General features: G+C 65.8%; 21 protein-coding genes and 1 other RNA gene. 6 read left to right on the top strand and 16 right to left on the bottom strand.

Annotated features, from left to right (window positions below):
• Positions 1-155, bottom strand: a 155-nt coding sequence (locus ACN0TK_RS16435) for a DUF2945 domain-containing protein (protein WP_417310616.1), incomplete at its 3' end; no start/stop codon positions are given.
• A 164-nt stretch (positions 156-319) separates the two neighbouring features.
• On the opposite strand from ACN0TK_RS16435, the gene ACN0TK_RS16430 reads away from it, so the two are divergent.
• A complete protein-coding gene (locus ACN0TK_RS16430; protein ID WP_417310615.1) occupies positions 320-760 on the top strand; it encodes a hypothetical protein in 441 nt (146 codons plus the stop codon).
• 81 nt (positions 761-841) lie between these two features.
• On the opposite strand, the gene recR is transcribed toward ACN0TK_RS16430, so the two are convergent.
• The 5 genes from recR to ffs form a co-directional block, all read right to left on the bottom strand.
• A complete protein-coding gene (gene recR / locus ACN0TK_RS16425; RefSeq protein WP_417310614.1) occupies positions 842-1,438 on the bottom strand; it encodes a recombination mediator RecR in 597 nt (198 codons plus the stop codon).
• 2 nt (positions 1,439-1,440) lie between these two features.
• Positions 1,441-1,785, bottom strand: coding sequence for a hypothetical protein (locus ACN0TK_RS16420; RefSeq protein ID WP_417310613.1), 345 nt, complete (start codon positions 1,783-1,785; stop codon positions 1,441-1,443).
• Positions 1,786-2,109 (bottom strand): YbaB/EbfC family nucleoid-associated protein, encoded by a 324-nt coding sequence (locus tag ACN0TK_RS16415; RefSeq protein ID WP_417310612.1) that lies wholly within the window; start codon positions 2,107-2,109, stop codon positions 1,786-1,788. It abuts the gene before it with no gap.
• Positions 2,106-3,701 (bottom strand): DNA polymerase III subunit gamma/tau, encoded by a 1,596-nt coding sequence (locus tag ACN0TK_RS16410; RefSeq protein ID WP_417310611.1) that lies wholly within the window; start codon positions 3,699-3,701, stop codon positions 2,106-2,108. The genes ACN0TK_RS16415 and ACN0TK_RS16410 overlap by 4 nt, the downstream gene beginning before the upstream one ends.
• Before the next feature lie 258 nt (positions 3,702-3,959).
• Positions 3,960-4,056, bottom strand: an RNA gene (gene ffs / locus ACN0TK_RS16405) — signal recognition particle sRNA small type.
• Positions 4,057-4,237: 181 nt separating this feature from the next.
• On the opposite strand from ffs, the gene ACN0TK_RS16400 reads away from it, so the two are divergent.
• Positions 4,238-4,648 carry a hypothetical protein gene (locus ACN0TK_RS16400; protein ID WP_417310610.1) on the top strand — a complete coding sequence of 137 codons (411 nt, stop codon included), beginning with the start codon at positions 4,238-4,240 and terminating at the stop codon, positions 4,646-4,648.
• Between the two features lie 170 nt (positions 4,649-4,818).
• Positions 4,819-4,959, top strand: a complete 141-nt coding sequence (locus tag ACN0TK_RS16395; protein WP_417310609.1) for a hypothetical protein — start codon at positions 4,819-4,821, stop codon at positions 4,957-4,959.
• A 30-nt stretch (positions 4,960-4,989) separates the two neighbouring features.
• On the opposite strand, the gene ACN0TK_RS16390 is transcribed toward ACN0TK_RS16395, so the two are convergent.
• Positions 4,990-5,820 carry a prephenate dehydratase gene (locus ACN0TK_RS16390; RefSeq protein WP_417310608.1) on the bottom strand — a complete coding sequence of 277 codons (831 nt, stop codon included), beginning with the start codon at positions 5,818-5,820 and terminating at the stop codon, positions 4,990-4,992.
• 249 nt (positions 5,821-6,069) lie between these two features.
• Between ACN0TK_RS16390 and ACN0TK_RS16385 the strand changes: the two genes are divergently transcribed.
• Together ACN0TK_RS16385 and ACN0TK_RS16380 are read left to right on the top strand one after the other, a co-directional pair.
• Entirely contained in the window at positions 6,070-6,966 is an 897-nt protein-coding gene (locus tag ACN0TK_RS16385; RefSeq protein ID WP_417310607.1) for a c-type cytochrome, read from the top strand.
• Positions 6,967-7,037: 71 nt separating this feature from the next.
• Positions 7,038-7,988 (top strand): 2-hydroxyacid dehydrogenase, encoded by a 951-nt coding sequence (locus tag ACN0TK_RS16380; protein WP_417310606.1) that lies wholly within the window; start codon positions 7,038-7,040, stop codon positions 7,986-7,988.
• Between the two features lie 10 nt (positions 7,989-7,998).
• Here ACN0TK_RS16380 and ACN0TK_RS16375 read toward each other — a convergent pair whose 3' ends face one another.
• From ACN0TK_RS16375 to ACN0TK_RS16340, 8 genes are all read right to left on the bottom strand, one after another.
• Entirely contained in the window at positions 7,999-8,718 is a 720-nt protein-coding gene (locus ACN0TK_RS16375) for a cytochrome c biogenesis CcdA family protein (RefSeq protein ID WP_417310605.1), read from the bottom strand.
• A gap of 3 nt (positions 8,719-8,721) precedes the next feature.
• On the bottom strand, positions 8,722-9,123 hold the full coding sequence (locus tag ACN0TK_RS16370; RefSeq protein ID WP_417310604.1) for a thioredoxin family protein: 402 nt from the start codon (positions 9,121-9,123) through the stop codon (positions 8,722-8,724).
• On the bottom strand, positions 9,120-9,632 hold the full coding sequence (locus tag ACN0TK_RS16365; protein ID WP_417310603.1) for a DoxX family protein: 513 nt from the start codon (positions 9,630-9,632) through the stop codon (positions 9,120-9,122). Before ACN0TK_RS16365 ends, ACN0TK_RS16370 begins: the two co-directional genes overlap by 4 nt.
• Complete coding sequence (locus tag ACN0TK_RS16360) at positions 9,629-10,387, bottom strand: DNA-binding domain-containing protein (protein ID WP_417310602.1); 759 nt, start codon at positions 10,385-10,387, stop codon at positions 9,629-9,631. Before ACN0TK_RS16360 ends, ACN0TK_RS16365 begins: the two co-directional genes overlap by 4 nt.
• A complete protein-coding gene (locus ACN0TK_RS16355; RefSeq protein WP_417310601.1) occupies positions 10,384-11,259 on the bottom strand; it encodes a DUF692 domain-containing protein in 876 nt (291 codons plus the stop codon). Before ACN0TK_RS16355 ends, ACN0TK_RS16360 begins: the two co-directional genes overlap by 4 nt.
• A gap of 63 nt (positions 11,260-11,322) precedes the next feature.
• Positions 11,323-11,616: a DUF2282 domain-containing protein gene (locus ACN0TK_RS16350; protein WP_417310600.1), complete on the bottom strand. Its 294-nt coding sequence runs from the start codon at positions 11,614-11,616 to the stop codon at positions 11,323-11,325.
• A gap of 109 nt (positions 11,617-11,725) precedes the next feature.
• The gene (locus ACN0TK_RS16345; protein ID WP_417310599.1) at positions 11,726-12,649 is read right to left on the bottom strand and encodes a bifunctional helix-turn-helix transcriptional regulator/GNAT family N-acetyltransferase; all 924 of its coding nucleotides are present in this window, start codon (positions 12,647-12,649) and stop codon (positions 11,726-11,728) included.
• A 32-nt stretch (positions 12,650-12,681) separates the two neighbouring features.
• Positions 12,682-14,034, bottom strand: coding sequence for a leucyl aminopeptidase family protein (locus tag ACN0TK_RS16340; protein ID WP_417310598.1), 1,353 nt, complete (start codon positions 14,032-14,034; stop codon positions 12,682-12,684).
• Positions 14,035-14,192: 158 nt separating this feature from the next.
• Between ACN0TK_RS16340 and ACN0TK_RS16335 the strand changes: the two genes are divergently transcribed.
• Entirely contained in the window at positions 14,193-14,984 is a 792-nt protein-coding gene (locus ACN0TK_RS16335; protein WP_417310597.1) for a tetratricopeptide repeat protein, read from the top strand.
• A gap of 118 nt (positions 14,985-15,102) precedes the next feature.
• Here ACN0TK_RS16335 and ACN0TK_RS16330 read toward each other — a convergent pair whose 3' ends face one another.
• Positions 15,103-15,945, bottom strand: coding sequence for an NAD(P)H-binding protein (locus ACN0TK_RS16330; RefSeq protein ID WP_417310596.1), 843 nt, complete (start codon positions 15,943-15,945; stop codon positions 15,103-15,105).
• Between the last annotated feature and the right edge of the window lie 185 nt (positions 15,946-16,130).

Genomic DNA, 16,130 nt, shown 5'->3' with positions numbered 1-16,130 from the left:
GCCGGCTCGTCGGCGCTTGCCTTGCGCTTCACTTCCGTCCCCTTGATGGTGCGGGTGACGTCATCCTCGAAACGCTCAGCGATCTTGCCTTCCGCCGTGTTGGCGCCCCAGTTCCACTCGACCTTCTGTCCCTTGCGCAAATGCTTGCTGCTCATTGCTCTCTCCTCTGCTTGATTTGCTGGAGGCAACGCGGGAGCGGACGGCCGCGATCCATCACACCGATGTGGGCGCCCGGCCCGAACGACGGGCGCGCCATCATGTGAGGAAACCAGCTGGTCGACCGCGGCGTTCTGTCTCCGATCAATCATGGAGAGCGACGATGAGCATGCCCAGCAACCACCCCGGCCGCATTCTGCCGCAGGACCTGCAGCCCAACGACGGCGGCGGCGAGATGCTGACGGCGCAGCCCGTGAGCCAGAGCGAAGTCGAAGAGCTGCTTTATGGCGACGACCGGCCGGCCAGCGAGCGGGTGGCGCGACTGCAGGAGATCGCCGCTCTGCTCCAGACGCAGCACGACGCCGATTTCGGAGAGGACGACCCGGGCTATCTGCTGGTCGAGGTGCAGGAGGCGATCGGGCGGCTCAGCGGCGATGCCGACACCACATATGACGCCTCGGATGCGGCGACCTATCCCGAGGACGCGAGCGGGCATCGCGAGACGCTGTCGCCGGATTCGGATGAACTCGCAGAGATCGAGCTGGCCGACGAGGCGTCGGTGGCGGAGGATATCGGCGAGATGCCGGAGCGCGGCGTGCACTGACGTCTGTCGCCGAAGCAAGCGAGTCCTCGTGGTGCGACAAACGCACCATGAGGGCGAGGCTTCGCGCCTGCCTGGCGACAACTAGATCAGCGTGCGGGCCTTGAGGGCCTGGCTGAGGGTGCCTTCGTCGAGATAGTCGAGCTCCCCGCCGACCGGCACACCGTGGGCGAGGCGGGTGACGCGAATGCCGGAGGGCTGCAGGCGGTCGGTGATGTAGTGCGCCGTGGTCTGGCCCTCGACCGTCGCGTTGACCGCCAAGACGACTTCGGTGAACTCCGGGGCGCGGTGGATGAGGCTGTCGATGCTCAGATCATCGGGGCCGACGCCATCGAGCGGCGAGAGCACGCCGCCGAGCACGTGGTAGCGGACGGAACCGACGCCGGCCCGCTCCAGCGCCCACAGGTCGGAGACATCCTCGACGACGATCAGCAGACCGGACTCGGCGCGGCGCGGATCGGCGCAGATATGGCAGGGCGAGACGGTATCGACATTGCCGCACACGGAACACTCGGTGACGGCGGCCACGGCGCGATCGAGGGCGGCGGACAGCGGGATCATCAGGCTGTCCTTTTTCTTGATCAGATGCAGCACGGCGCGGCGCGCCGAACGCGGGCCGAGCCCCGGCATACGGGCCAGAAGCTGGATCAGCTGTTCGATCTCGGGTCCGGTGGTGGCCATTGCTACGCCGTGATGTTGAGGCTGACGAAGAGCTGGGCCATGGCGAACTGCTGGGCCCCAAAGATGATGATGTAGACCAGAACGCGCAGCGGCCAGAGGCGGATGTAGCGACCGGCCAGCACCACGAGGCCGACGGTCAGCACCGTCAGCAGCACGAACAGGCCCATGGAGATGTCGCGCGTCACCAGGGCGCCGAGCATCAGCCCCCAGATGAGCCCCAGCGGCACGACGCCGATGAGGTAAAATGCCCATTCGCCCGTGGTGAGACCACTCCAGGCGACGGTGATGAGGCCAACGATCACGGCGGCGAGGACAACCTCGCCGAACCGCAGCGCGATGTGGCGCATCTAGAAGGGCAGTTTCATGCCCGGCGGGATCGGCAGCCCGGCGGTGACTTCCTGCATGCGGGCATTGGTCTCGGTCTCGACCTTGGAGCGGGCATCATTGTGCGCAGCGAGGATCAGATCCTCGAGAATCTCGATGCTGTCTTCCTTGAACAGCGACGGATCGATCTTGAGACCGCGCATGTCGCCCTTGCCGCTGAGCGTGACGGTGACGAGACCGCCGCCGGAGCGGCCTTCGATCGCCATTTCGGCAATCTCGGCCTGCATGGTTTCCATTTTGCCCTTCATTTCCTGGGCAGCTTTCATCATTCCCATGATGTCTTTCATAAGTCGTCGTCCTCGTCGTCGGGATCGCGCTCGGCGTCCGCATAGGCTTCGATGGGGATTTGTTCGGCTTTCACCGTGACACGCACGGTGGCACCGGGAAATGTCTCCATGATGGCCTGCACCAGCGGATCCTGATGCGCCTGATCATGGGCGGCCTTTTCGCGTTCGAGCCGCTGTTCCTTGATGGTGGGTACATTGGGTGCGTCGCGGGCCAGCGACAGCATCCAGCGCTTGCCGGTCCAGGTTTCGAGGCGCGCCGAGAGCATCTGGATGATGCCGGGGTCAGCGCCCTCGACCAGCGCCACCTCGAGACGGCCATCGGAGACGGAAACCGGGCGCAGCGAAGATTCGAGCGCGTGCTTGACCAGAATATCGCGCTTTTCACCCGCTAGGGCGATGAGTTCTGGATAGGTCTGGGGGCTGGGAAAGGCGACAGCCTGTGGAGCGTTCTGCGGCGCGCTGTGGGGCGCCGGCGCAGCATCGAAGCGAGGGGCTTCGGCGCGCATGGCGGAGGTGCTACCACCGCCGCCACCGTTGCCACCGCCACCACCACTATTGCCGCGCGGCATGGCGGCGGGCGCCGAGGGGGTGGAGGCAGGCGCGGGCTGGCTGGAGAGCTTTGCGATCAGTTCGTCGGGCGTCGGCAGGTCGGCGGCATAGGCGAGACGGACCAGCACCATTTCGGCGGCCTGCAGGCCATTGCCGGCGCGGGCCACTTCCTCATGCCCCTTGAACAGCACCTGCCAGGTGCGGCTGAGCACCCGCATGCCGAGTTTTTGCGCCAGCGCGGCGCCGCGGATCCGTTCATCGGGGGTCAGCGACACATCCTCGGCGGCAGCCGGGACGACCTTGATGCGGGTCACCAGATGGGTGAAATCGCACAGGTCCGACAGGACGGTCTGCGGATCGGCACCGGCATCGTAGAGGGCGCGGAGCGTGTCGAGCGCGGTGGCGATATCCCCATGCATCAGCTGCTCGAACAGATCGATGGTGCGGGCGCGATCGCCCAGGCCGAGCATGGCCTTGACGGTGGCCGCGGTGACCTGACCGTCACCATGCGAGATGGCCTGATCGAGCAGAGACTGGTTGTCGCGCACCGAGCCTTCACCGGCGCGGACGATCATCGCCAGTGCCTCGGGCTCAAAGCTGATGTTCTCGCGGCTGAGCAGATCCTCGAGATGCGCCGTCATGGTCTCGGGCGGCACGCGGCGCAGATCGAAGCGCATGCAGCGCGACAGGATGGTCACCGGGACCTTGCGGATCTCGGTGGTGGCGAAGATGAACTTGACGTAGGGCGGCGGCCCTTCGAGCGTTTTCAGCAGCCGTTGAAGGCCGCTGTCGAGCATGTGCACCTCGTCGATGATGTAGACCTTGCAGGGCGCCGAGACGGACCGTATCACCAATCGATGATCTCGCGGATATCGCCGATGCCGGTGTTGGAGGCAGCGTCCATTTCGACGACGTCGACGGCGGCCCTCGATGATGGCCTTGTCGTGAATGCCCTCTTTCGAAATCGAGCGTCGGGCGCCTGCCTCCTCGTCCTCATAGTTGAAGGCGCGGGCCAGAATGCGGGCCGTGGTGGTTTTTCCCACGCCGCGGACGCCGGTGAGGATGAAGGCATGATGGATGCGATTGGCGCGAAAGCGTTACGCAGGGTCTGCACCATCGCATCCTGGCCGATCAGCGTCTCGAAGCTCAGCGGCCGGTATTTGCAGGCGAGCACCAGATAGGCGACGCTGCCGCGGAGGCGGCGATCGGGGTGCGTCGTCGGGGAACATTCCATCATCCATACGACAGGCTATAGCGACCGGGCGTGGCGCCGCTGTCGCGAAATCTTTTTCGGAAATTCTGGAAGTAGGGCTGGCAACGACCCGTGAAGGTCTCGTTGGGGCTGCTTCCTTCCGGACCTGACCCGGTTGGCGAGGAACACGTCCGCACCAACCTCCCGGCGCCTATATGCGAAAGGATGACGCCGGATGCAAGGGGGGGACGGACGAACGGCTGCGGATGTGGTTGCCGCAGACAATACGACCCCAGCGCTTTCGGGCGGCCGACGGCGGTGCAAGCGTGATGGAACCGCGGGGCAGAGGGCACGTTGGTCTGACAAGTTGACGACCCGGAGCACATCATGACCCCCACCCACGCCACTTCTTCCGAGAATTCATCAGAAGCGCTGCGCCATATCGCTATCTGGCAGGGCATGGTGGCCCGGTGGAATGACGAGGCCGACGGCTTCCGTCAGGTGGCGCGCGGCGAGAAGCCGGTGAGCCCGTTCATCATGGAAGAAGCGGATCGGACACTCGAGTCGGTGCGCCGGACGCTCCACCTGTGCGACATGGTGATGGACAAGATTGCCCCCGGCCATCGCCTGATGGGCGAACTTTTCCGCATTTCGGGTGCGCTCGATGCGTTGAGTGAAAGCCTTGGCCGCTCGATCGATCAGCTGGGCCCGCGGGTCCAGGCCGACCATGACGTGGCGGGGCTGAAGTATCTGGTCTCGGCGCTCAGGGAAGACGCGAGCCGCGCCCGGGTCTCCTGAGTCGGTGCGGGGAAAGCCTCGGCGGATCGCTAACACCTCGTTAACACACGCGGCGCATTGTTAACTCATGCCAGCCCCAAAGGAGGCCTGTCATGACGCGACTGCACAGAACCCCGGCGTGGTTCCACGTCCCTCCCACAATGCACCACGTGACGATGCAGGACAGCGGCATGCCGCTGTATCTGCCGGCGCACGCGCCCGACGTGGCGGCGGCCGAAAGCCCGCAACAGTCGCTGTTCGCTGAAGCGGACTTCGGCGTCGGTGCGGATGATCTCGCGTTCGACACCGACCCGGACGACGACTTCTACTGAGCCGGTGGCTGTGACCGCCACGCCTTGCGATCAGACCGCGGTGCCGGCCGGATAGACGCCGAGGATGCGGAAGTAATCGGTGAAGAAGCCGAGCTCCTCGAAGGCGAGGATGACGTTCTTGTCGTCGGGGTGGCCCTCGATATCGGCGTAGAACTGGGTGGCCGTGAACGAGCCATCGAGCATGTAGCTTTCCAGCTTGGTCATGTTGACGCCATTGGTGGCGAAGCCGCCCATTGCCTTGTAGAGCGCGGCCGGCACGTTGCGCACGCGGAAGACGAAGGTGGTCTTGACCTTGCCGCTGTCGGCTTCGGGCTGCTGCGGCTCGCGGGCGACGACGAGGAAACGCGTGGTGTTATGCGCGGCATCCTCGATGTTCTGGGCAAGAATCGACAGGCCATAGACCTCGGCGGCGAAGCGCGAGGCGATGGCCGCGATGGATTTATCGCCGCGTTCGGCAACTTCGCGGGCCGAGCCGGCGGTGTCGCCGCCGTTGATGGTGCGAAACCCGTGCTTGGTGATGAACTTGCGGCACTGCCCGAGCGCTACCGAGAGCGACTGCACGTGCTGGATATCGGCAAGGCTGGCGCCGGGCACGGCGAGCAGGTTCATCTCGACGCGCAGGAAATGCTCGGCGGTGATGTAGAGCCCACTGTCCGGCAACAGGTGATAGATGTCGGTGATGCGGCCATAGAGCGAGTTTTCCACCGGAACGACGCCGAAATCGGCCTCGCTTTTCTGCACCGCAGCGATGGTATCCTCGAAAGTAACGCAGGGCAGCGCGATGTCGGCAGGAAAGAGCGCATGGGCCGCCGCGTGGCTGAAGGCCCCGGGTTCGCCCTGAAATGCGATCTTTCTCGACATGATACGTACTCCCTGCAGTCGGCGCGGGACTAATGGCCCCCGCTCCGGCGCAAGTCAATCGGCGCGGGCGCACCGAAACCTCTACGGTTTTCTTCATTGTCGCAGGTAGGGGATATGCCGTTGCGCCCAAACCTATGACAGACTATCTTCCGCGCGCGTTTGGAGCAGGGCTGGCGCAGCACATCTGTGCGCAGGCATGCTCATTGTTCCGCGCCTCTAATCCCGGCGGAGAAGGCTAAGAGACCCTCGATGGATTCGTTTGAACTGAACAAGATCATGGGCGCCATTCTGGGCACCCTGCTTTTCGTAATGGGCGTGGGGTTTCTTGCTGAAGCCATTTACCACCCGATCGAGGACCGCGGCCCGGGCTATTACCTGCCCGAACCCGAAGCCGGCGCTGTCGCCGAAGTGGAAGCCGCACCGGTGGTGCCGCTGCCGGTACTGCTGGCCAGTGCGAATGCCGAACAGGGCGCATCCGCCGCGCGCAAGTGCACCTCGTGCCACAATTTCGAACAGGGTGCCGGCAACAAGCAGGGCCCCGAGCTTTGGGGCGTCGTGGGCCGCGTGATCGGCAGCCACGAAGGCTTTGCCTATTCCGACGTGCTGTTGGAGCATCAGGCTGCGGGCGATGTGTGGAGCTACGAAAACCTCGACCATTTCCTGCTCGCGCCGAAGGATTTCGCCCCGGGCACGAAGATGAACTTTGCTGGCGTGAAGAACGACGAAGAGCGCGCCAATATCCTCGCCTATCTGCAGACGCTGTCGGATAATCCGGTGCCCTTCCCCGAGCCGGCCCCGGCTGCGGAAGAGCCTGCCGCCGATGATGCGGTCGTGACCGACGAGATCCCGGCTGCCGATGTCGAGACCACCGACACGCCGGCGGGCACGGAAGCACTGCAGCTCGACGATATCGCGATCGATACACCGACCGTGGCGAACGAAGACTCGCCGGTCGTCGGCACGCCCGTGGTCTCGACCGAGACGTCGGATGACAGCGCGACGCCGGCGACGACCGAGACTGACGCGGCACCGGCGGAGACCGATGCGGCACCCGCCGGGTCGGATGCGGCACCTGCTGCCGACGCGCCGGCGAGCTCGGATGCTGATACGACAAGCGCGGAAGAGCCGGCGCCCACCTCGCCGTAAGGCGGCGAGACAAAACATGTTTCGGGCCGCACCCCACAAGGTGCGGCCTTTTTTATTCGAGGGGGATGAGCATGACCCAGTTGCTGCTGCACCTGGCAGATTTCAACGAGCGCCGCTGGGCCGAGGGCTTTGCCGCGGCGCTGCCCGATCTGCGGGTTGTGACCCGGGAGGATGCATATGATCCGGCGGCGATCGACTACATCTTCATCTGGAAGCCCGCGCCGGACGCTTTCGACGGGCTTAGCAATCTCAAGGCGGTGCTGTCGCTGGGGGCCGGGGCCGACGCCCTGCTGCGCCATCCGCACCTGCCCGAAGGCGTGCCGATCGTGCGGTTCATGGATGAGCACCTGGCGCAGTGCATGAGCGACTATGTCGTCTCGCAAGTGACCATGCACCAGCGGCTGGAGCTGCGTTTCAGACGCCAGCAGAAGGCGCGCGAATGGAAGCAGCTCTATCCGGCTCCCGCTTGGGAGGCGAATGTCGGCGTGATGGGCCTTGGATCGCTGGGCCAGGAGGTGATCGGCAATCTCAAGGCGCTGGGCTTCGCGCTGCGCGGCTGGAGCCGTACGGCCAAGCAGATCGACGGCGTCGAGACCTTCGCGGGTGCCGACGGCTTCGCGCCGTTTCTCGCCGGCACGGACATTCTGGTGAACCTGTTGCCGTTGACCGAGGAGACGCAGGGCATTCTGAACTACGAGACCTTTTCCAAGCTCAAGCAGGGCGGGCTGGACGGCTGGGGTCCGGTGATCGTCAATGCCGGGCGCGGCGGGCACCAGCGCGAAGCCGATATCGTCAGGGCGCTCGACGATGGCATTTTGAAAGCCGCGAGCCTAGATGTCTTCGAGGTCGAGCCCCTGCCCTCCGACAGCCCGCTTTGGGACCGCGACGACGTGTTCATCACGCCCCATATCGCGGCGGCCTCGAACGAACAGACGGGCGTTGCCTATTTCTCGAAGGTGATCCGCGATCACCTCGCCGGCAAGGCGCTGCCCAATGTGATCGACGTGACGCGCGGCTACTGAGGCCGCGCGCTCACACGGTGGTGGTGAGGCTGGTGAGCCAGGCCGGCGAGATTTCGACGAGTGAGGCTTCGAGCTGCTTGTCGAGGCCGGTGACGATCAACAGGCCGAAGACGACAAAGAGCGCACCCAAGACGAGCTTGCCCTGCCCGGCAAAGCGCCGGCCCCAGGCGGTGAGCCCGGCGGCCTGACGCGACAGCATGGCGATGACGAGGATCGGCACGGCGGCGCCGAGGCCGAAAGCCAGCATCACCAGCGCGACGATGGCCAGATCGTCACCCTGGGCGGCGAGCAGCGAGGCGGCGCCCAGCGTCGGCCCGACGCAGGGCGCCCAGACGGCACCGAGCAGCAGACCGAGCCCGAACTGGCCCTTGATGCCGGAGGTCGAGATGCGCCCGAAGCGCTGTTCGGTGAAGGTCTGCACCGGTGCGGCGAGCGCCGCGACGCGCAGTTGCGCAGCCGGTAGCACCAGCACGAGACCGAGCCCGATCATCACCGCCCCGCCGATGGTGCGAATGAGGTCGGCCGTCAGCCCGAGGGCGAAGCCGATGGTGGCGACGAAGAGGCCGAGCACCGTAAAGGACAGGGCCAGCCCGCCGGCCAGCGCCAGCGGGCCATAACGATGCTCGGTGCGGGCGCCGATCAGGATGGCCGGCAGCAGGGGCAGCACGCAGGGCGAGAGCGTCGACAGGACACCCGCGACCAGTGCGAGCCCGATGGAGACCGGCTCCATGGCTCAGAGCGTTCCGGTAAACAGCGCGGCGATGCCGTCGGGCCGCGTGTCGCCGACGGTGCGGCCTGTTTCGGTGGTGCCGCGCCAGGCGACAAGGGTCGACTGGCTGCGGATGTTGAAGCGGCGCAGTACGTCCTTCTGGCTGTCGAAATCGACCTCGAAGACGATCAGGTCGTCGGTTGCCGGGTCACTCAGCAATTGCTCGACCACGGGCTTCTGGGCCCGGCAGGTGGGGCACCAGGGGGCCGTGACATGGACGACGACCGGGCGGCCTTCGGCCTGGGCGGCCGCGAAGCCATCGGCGTCCCAGGGGCGCAGTTCACCGGCGAGGGCGGGAATGGCGAGGGCCAGTGTGGCGACGACGCCGATAGCGAAGGTGCGGATGGCGTGGGCGAGAGGGGTCATGCGAGCCTCGAGGTTGGAGTTGCGGCAGAATGGGGTGCGCGGCCGAGCAGCGGCGCGAGCAGGCGATCCGCCGAGAACAGGCCGCCACCGTAAGCGAACAGGGCCAGCGCCATGGCGAACCAGGGCAGATGGAAGTTGATCAGGCCGTCGGGAATGGTGAGCTGGATGATGACGGTCATCGCGAGAATGCCGAGCGCGGCGGGCCGCGTGGCGAGACCGAGGATCAACAGGATCGGCAGGACGATTTCGCCGATGGCGGCGAGATGGGCCATGAGGATGGGGGCCGGATAGGCCATGCTGCCCCAGAAGAAATGCAGCTTGAATTCCTCGGTGAACAGATAGCGCGCGCCCGTCGACAGATTGAGGCCATCCCATTTGGTGAGGCCGGAGCGGAAGAAGGGAATGGCGAGCGCGATGCGCAGCGCCAGCAGCGCGAACGGTGCGGTGAGACTTGCGGCACGCGCCTGCAGATCGCCGGCGCGGCCGAGCAGCGAATTGGCCGAACTCATGATGGACTCCCCCTGGTGACGGGAGCGGCAAAGGCCCCCAGATTGACGAGGCCGACGAGGGCCTGACCGAAATCGAAGCCTTCGGCGGTTTCGGTGACAGCTTCCGCAATGCTGGCACCCTTGAGCAGCGCAGCGACAAAGGGCGCATCGGCGGCGGGCAGCACGGAGACGCGCACCTCGAGCTCCGGGCGCGTCACGATGATGGTTTCAGGCCCCGTGGCAGTGAGCTTTGGCGGGGTGTCGCCCAGATTCGCGGACCAGATCGAGCCGGCCGGATATTGCGAGCGGATCAGCGCCGCAGCCGGATGCCTTTTGAGACAGAGCAGCGGCAGTTCCTGCGGCGGTATGGTGGCAAGCGCTTCGACGGCGAGCGGCTCAGCATCGGCCGCGTTATAGGCGTCGGACCAGCGCGCTTCGATATAGGCGACATCGGCGAGATAATGCACCGAGGCGGCCGGGGCGAAGCCGGCGATGAAGGCGGGAAAGCTGTCGCCGTAGTGCATCATCACCGGCGAGGCCGGCCGATTGTCGGCGGCATAGACCCGGGCCATGCCACGAAAGAAGTCATCACCCACGAGACGGCGGGTGACCGGGAAACGCGATTCGAGCGCGCCGACGAGGCTGACAAAGACATTGTTGCGATAAACCGCGAAGCGCTTCGCATCGGGCTGGCCGGTCGGTGCGGCCAGTGAAGACGGCACCGGGGCGTCAGGATCGAGAACGGCCGCGGCGAAACCGGTTTGCGGGGCGCTCACGAGGCCCTCCGCAGGTCGGGCCGTGCGGCGCGGGCGATGGCGGCATCGACGCGGGTGGCTTCATCGACGAGTGTCGCGAAATCGGGGACGTTGTTGTCCCACTCGACCAGTACCGGCTGGGGACCCGTGCGCGCCAAAGTGTGTTCGAACAGCGCGAAGACATCGGGATGCACCCGGCTGCCGTGGGCATCGATCAGCAGGCGGTCGCCGGCGGCGTCCTCGGTTTCGTCATAGCCCGCGAGGTGGATTTCGCCGACGCGTTCGACCGGGAAGCGATCGATGTAGGCCGTGGCATCGAGGCGATGATTGACGGCGGAGACCATGACATTGTTGACGTCGAGCAGCAGGCCGCAGCCGGTGCGCTCGGCAATGGTGTCGAGAAAGTCGATCTCGTCGATGGTCGACTCCTCGAACAGCACATAGGTCGAGGGGTTTTCGAGCAGCATGCGGCGGCCGAGGGTCTGCTGGACCTGATCAACATGTTCGATCACCGTCTGCTGCGTCGCCGGCGTATAGGGCAACGGTAGCAGATCATTGAGATATTCGCTGTCGTGGGTTGACCAGGCGAGATGCTCGGAAAAGCTCTGGGGGTTGTAGCGCTCGATCAGCGTGCGCAGGCGCGCCAGATGGTCCTTGTCCAGCGGGCCGTTGCCGCCGATCGACAGGCCGACGCCATGCAGCGACAGCGGATAGTGCTGGTGGATGGTTTCGAGATAGCGGTGCGGCGGGCCGCCGGCGCCCATATAGTTTTCGGCATGGACTTCGAAGAAGCCGATGTCGGGCTTGCCGTTCAGAATGTCGGCATAGTGCTGGGCCTTGAGGCCGAGACCGGCGCGGGCCGGCAGCACAGTGGTTTCGCGCGCGAGCGTCATGAGACTTTCCCCTCCGTCATCAGGACCCGGCGGGGGACGTGCCCCCGCCGTGGCGTGGCGTCGTTACGCCATGGGGACGTCGCGCTCGAGCTCTTCGAGCGAACCCATGCGGTCGCCGGGCAGCTCCATGGTGGTGCAGGTGCCAGCCGGCACGGCTTTCCAGGCATTGCCCTGATAGTCGACGGTGGAGGTGCCGGCGCAGGTGGTGCCGGGGCCGGCGGCGCAGTCATTCTGGCCGGCGAGAGCGACGCCGTAGCACTTTTCGGTGTCCTGAGCGGCAGCCGGGGTGGTGGCGGCGACACCGCCGATGGCGGCGGACAGCGAGGCGGCGATTGCGACAGTAGCGATGCGGTTCATGGTGTGGTTCCTCTCCAAGGGCAGGCCGATCGGCGCTGCTTACAGGGAGGAATTCGGCGGGAGGTGCGGATGCGTTACCGCCGCCGTGAACACAGGTTCGTGAACGGGCCTAAAGCGGCATTTCCCAGTACTCGCCTTCGAGATCCTGGCCGAAGCTGTGATGCGGGGCGCTTTCCACCGGCACAAAGCCGGCGGCGGTGTAGATGCGGCGGGCCGAGACCAGCACCGACTGGGTCCACAGCCGGATGCCGGTGTAACCGGAGCGGCGGGCGAAATCGACGGCCTGGGCGACGAGCTGCGTGCCGAGCCCGAGTCCCCGCGCCTCGGGCTCGACATAGAGCATGCGCAGTTGCGCTGTTTCGGCATCGCGCGTCGAGGGCGTGACGAAGACCGAACCGGCGACCACGCCACCGCGATCGGCGATCCACAGCGCCTTGGGCGGGCTCTCGGGCGCTTCTTCATAGTCATGATAGATGCGCGAGATCAGGGTTTCGAAATCGCCGTTCCAGCCGAACTGGCGGTTGTAGAGCACAGCCTGGCGATGAATGATCCAGCCGATTTCGCCGATGCGGTGCGGGCGGAGAACCACCGGGGGCGCCGGCAGGTCGTCGCCGAGCAGGCGGCGAATGGTCAGCATGGCCTCGGTGAGGCGGCGGCGCTCCTCATCCGAAAGCGGCTGGAGCAGCGCGGTCACCGCCTCGTCGGAATCGGCGTTGAGCGCGTCGACGGCGGCATCGCCATCTGCAGTGAGCGCCAGCTGGTTCTGCCGGCGGTCGGAGGGGATGGGGGAAATTGCGATCAGTCCGTCGCCGGAAAAGCTCTTGAGGATGCGGCTGAGATAGGCGCGATCGAGACCCAGGGCCGAGGCCAGCACGGAGGCGGTGGTGTGGCCGCGCAGAGCGATCTCGTAGAGCACCCGGGCTTCGGCGAGACTGTAGGGCGAGTGCGCGACGTGTTCTTCGAGCAGCCCGATCTGGCGGGTGTAGAAGCGGTTGAAGGCGCGGACCGCGGCGGCGCTGATGTCATCACTCATGGATGACATCAGCGCTCATTTTGTTGCCGTTGTCAACTATAGTGCTGCTTGAGATAGGCATAGACGGCGCGGATGCCCTGATCCGTGCCGCCGGCGGAACGGCCAGCACGGGCCTCGGGCGCCCAGGCATAGATGTCGAGATGGGCCCAGGCCCTGGCCTGCTTGACGAAGCGCTTGAGGAAGAGTGCGGCGGTGATGGAGCCGGCACCGACACCGGAACCGGCATTGTTGATGTCGGCAATACGCGACTTGAGCATCGAGATGTAGGGCGCGTGCAGCGGCATGCGCCACAGCGGATCCTCGAGCCGCAGGCCGGCGGCGAGCAGCCCATCGGCGACAGCTTCATCGGCGGTATAAAGCGGCGGCAGCTCGGGGCCGAGCGCGGCGCGGGCAGCGCCGGTGAGTGTCGCCATGTCGACGATCAGCTCGGGCGACTCCTCGTCGGCGAGGCAGAGCGCATCGGCCAGGATGAGGCGTCCTTCGGCATCGGTATTGCCGATTTCCACCGTGGTGCCATCGCGGGCGCGCAGAACATCGCCGGGCCGGAAGGACGGGGCCGAGATGGCGTTTTCGACGACCGGCAGGAGGACGCGCAGATTGACCTTGAGGCCAGCCGAGACGATGGCCTGGGCGAGGCCGAGCGTATTGGCGGCGCCGCCCATGTCCTTTTTCATCAGCAGCATGCCGGCGGCGGTCTTGATGTCGAGGCCGCCGGTATCGAAGGTGACGCCCTTGCCGACGAGGGTGATCTTGGGCGCAGACGGGTCGCCCCAGCGCAGATCGAGCAGGCGCGGCGCTTCGGCGGCGGCGCGGCCGACCGCGTGGATCATCGGGAAACCATCGCGCAGATCATCGCCGACTGTCGCGGTGAGCTGCATGCCGTTTTCAGCGGCGAACTGGGTGACGCGGGCGTGCAGCGCCTCGGGGCCCAGATCATTGGCCGGGGTGTTGACCAGATCGCGCGCCAGCACGGCGGCAGAGGTCAGCCGGTCGAGTTCGGCAAGATCGATATCGTCCGCCGGGACGAGTTCGACCGGATCGCGCGGCGTGAGATAGCGATCGAAGCGATAGGCGCCGAGGCGGAAGCCGAGGGCGGCGAGCAGCGGGTCGCCCAGTTCGCCTTCCAGCCGATAGCGGCCCGGCTGCAGCGCGGCGGCGGCCAGCCCGGTGACGAAGCCGGGGCGACCCTCGGTAGCGCCGACGCCGAAGAGGAATGCGCCCAGATCCCCCTGCTCTGCGGGCAGCGGCAGGAGGCGCCCGCGCTGGCCATCGAAACCGTTCGCCTTCGCCCAGGCGCGCTGGCCGTCGCTGAGCGAATCCGGCAGCGCGCCGGGGGCAACGCAGATAATGGGGCAGATTTCGGGTGCAGACTCGGGTGCAGGCATGGCGGGGTTCCTTACGGCAGACGGGGGAGATTTACGCCCGGGGGCACGGGCTGGCAACGGCGTCGCCGCAGGTCGCCGGCTGGCGATTTAACGCGCTGTTAGGGTTAATCAATTATTGCTCGGGGGGTGAGGCAAGTTGAAAACCGCCGAGTGAGAGTATGATGTTGCCGCGTTGCCTGAACCGCACCAGCCGAACCCTGCGCACTGCCGTGATGGCAGGCGTGGCGGCCGTGGCGCTCAGCGCCTGCGCCACCAGCCCGACGACGACAGGCAGCATCACGACGCCGGACTTTTCGGCAGGCTCGGCGACGCAATTGCGCGGCGCCATCGCGCAGCTGGGCGACCAGTACAAGCGCAACCCGGGCGACCGCACGACGATCCTTTATTACTCGGCAGCGCTGAGGGCCAATGGCCAATCTGAGCAGGCAATTGCCGTGCTCGAAGACGGCATGACGCGCTATAAATCCGACCCGGCGATGAAGATTGCCTATGCCAAGGCACTGGTGACCGGCGGGCGGCTGGACCAGGCTTTGAACGTGCTCGACGCGGCAATCGACCCGCGCGCGCCGGACTGGAACGCGCTGAGCGTCAAGGGCGCCATCCTCGACCAGCAGGGGCGGCATGCCGAGGCGCGAACGATCTATCTGCAGGCGCTGAAGATCGCCCCGGAGCAGGCCTCGCTGCACGCCAATCTGGGCCTGAGCTATTCGATGACCAATGAGCTGGATGCTGCAGAAAAAGAGCTGCGGATCGCCGTCAGCCTGCGCGGCGCCAACTCCAAGGTTCGGCAGAACCTGGCGCTGGTCGTCGGGCTGCAGGGCCGGTTCGACGAGGCCCGCACGCTGTTCGCCGCCGAACTGCCCCCCGAAGGCGTCGAGGCCAACATGAGCTACATCCGCACGCTGCTGACCCAGAAGAACCGCTGGGCGCTGATCAAGGCCGATGGGTAGGCGCCGCATCAGTCGCGCGACACTGATGCAGTTGTGCTGATAAAGCCGCAGAGCGGCGCTCACGTTCCGCCGATCTGCAGCCGCTGTAAGGGACAGCCCAGTGGGCTGCCCCCTTTTTCTACAGCACCAGGGGTGGCGCCTTTCGGCCAGTCAGTCGCTCGAAGTCGTCTGACGCCGGCGCCATCGCGCCTTCGGCCAATCCCCGGTCGATCCACGCAAGGAGCGCAGCATGCTCCTTGGGGACGGATGCGGAAACGAGCCGGTCGGACAATGCTTCGGGCGTCAGCGGCACCGCCGTGTAGGAGCGGCCGCGCTGCGCACTGGCGAGGGCCGCCAGTTCCGGCATGGTGATCGCCCTCGACCCGGTGATATCCAGGGTGCGGCGCCCCTCGAAGCCGTCGGTGAGCGCATACGCTGCCGCATCTGCGCATTGCGTGCGCGTTGCATAGGCGACCCCTGCTGCTCCAGCCGCATGAACAAAGCGGCCCTGCGCGTCGGCGCGCGCCAATAGCTGATGGGCCAGATCGTCATAAAAGGCGTTGCGCAGGATCGTATAGCCGATGCCTGTCGCCCGCAGGAACGCTTCGGTCGCGGCATGATCCGCCACCATCCCGGTGAGCGGACTGGAGTCGGCCTTGAACATCGAGGTGTAAACGATGTGGCGGACGCCTGCGGCAATAGCCGCATCAATGGCAGCTTTGTGTTGCCGGACGCGCCTGTCATCGGCGCCGGTGTAACCGGTGCTGATAATGAGCAGACGGTCGATGCCCGACATGGCGTCGACGAGACCTGCCGGCTGGTCGAAATCGGCGTGCCGCGCACTCAAGCCCGGCAGTTTTGCCGAATAGGATTCGGGTGTTCGGGTGAGCGCAACCAGGGGTTGCCCGGTGATCCTGCGGATGGATTGGACGACGTTTTGGCCCAGCTTACCGCTGGCGCCAGAAACTGCGATTGATGTCATGTTGGAATACTCTGATGATGAGACACGACAGCTCGCGCCGCGAAAGGCGGGCGCAACTGTCAGCGATCAATCAGAGAATTAGCTGTTCACCTGCCTACTATTGACCAGTCCTGCCGGCAGATCAAGGCATCCGAACGTGGGGGTGCCCGTGCAACGAAAGGGGTATGGAACGGGGGCGCCGGTGA

Origin of the sequence: Devosia sp. (assembly GCF_048261455.1) — a bacterium.
Taxonomy (GTDB): Bacteria; Pseudomonadota; Alphaproteobacteria; order Rhizobiales; family Devosiaceae; genus Devosia_A.
The sequence above is the reverse complement of the archived record's forward strand: the minus strand, read 5'-3'. Positions and strand labels throughout refer to the sequence as shown.

Coding starts and splice junctions, on each gene's coding strand:
- ACN0TK_RS16330 (WP_417310596.1), bottom strand. CDS start 15,945: ATGACATCAATCGCAGTTTCTGGCGCCAGCGGTAAGCTGGGCCAAAAC.
- ACN0TK_RS16375 (WP_417310605.1), bottom strand. CDS start 8,718: ATGGAGCCGGTCTCCATCGGGCTCGCACTGGTCGCGGGTGTCCTGTCG.
- ACN0TK_RS16395 (WP_417310609.1), top strand. CDS start 4,819: ATGCCGCTGTATCTGCCGGCGCACGCGCCCGACGTGGCGGCGGCCGAA.
- ACN0TK_RS16370 (WP_417310604.1), bottom strand. CDS start 9,123: ATGACCCCTCTCGCCCACGCCATCCGCACCTTCGCTATCGGCGTCGTC.
- ACN0TK_RS16430 (WP_417310615.1), top strand. CDS start 320: ATGAGCATGCCCAGCAACCACCCCGGCCGCATTCTGCCGCAGGACCTG.
- ACN0TK_RS16340 (WP_417310598.1), bottom strand. CDS start 14,034: ATGCCTGCACCCGAGTCTGCACCCGAAATCTGCCCCATTATCTGCGTT.
- recR (WP_417310614.1), bottom strand. CDS start 1,438: ATGGCCACCACCGGACCCGAGATCGAACAGCTGATCCAGCTTCTGGCC.
- ACN0TK_RS16380 (WP_417310606.1), top strand. CDS start 7,038: ATGACCCAGTTGCTGCTGCACCTGGCAGATTTCAACGAGCGCCGCTGG.
- ACN0TK_RS16415 (WP_417310612.1), bottom strand. CDS start 2,109: ATGAAAGACATCATGGGAATGATGAAAGCTGCCCAGGAAATGAAGGGC.
- ACN0TK_RS16365 (WP_417310603.1), bottom strand. CDS start 9,632: ATGAGTTCGGCCAATTCGCTGCTCGGCCGCGCCGGCGATCTGCAGGCG.
- ACN0TK_RS16350 (WP_417310600.1), bottom strand. CDS start 11,616: ATGAACCGCATCGCTACTGTCGCAATCGCCGCCTCGCTGTCCGCCGCC.
- ACN0TK_RS16390 (WP_417310608.1), bottom strand. CDS start 5,820: ATGTCGAGAAAGATCGCATTTCAGGGCGAACCCGGGGCCTTCAGCCAC.
- ACN0TK_RS16345 (WP_417310599.1), bottom strand. CDS start 12,649: ATGAGTGATGACATCAGCGCCGCCGCGGTCCGCGCCTTCAACCGCTTC.
- ACN0TK_RS16420 (WP_417310613.1), bottom strand. CDS start 1,785: ATGCGCCACATCGCGCTGCGGTTCGGCGAGGTTGTCCTCGCCGCCGTG.
- ACN0TK_RS16335 (WP_417310597.1), top strand. CDS start 14,193: ATGATGTTGCCGCGTTGCCTGAACCGCACCAGCCGAACCCTGCGCACT.
- ACN0TK_RS16400 (WP_417310610.1), top strand. CDS start 4,238: ATGACCCCCACCCACGCCACTTCTTCCGAGAATTCATCAGAAGCGCTG.
- ACN0TK_RS16355 (WP_417310601.1), bottom strand. CDS start 11,259: ATGACGCTCGCGCGCGAAACCACTGTGCTGCCGGCCCGCGCCGGTCTC.
- ACN0TK_RS16385 (WP_417310607.1), top strand. CDS start 6,070: ATGGATTCGTTTGAACTGAACAAGATCATGGGCGCCATTCTGGGCACC.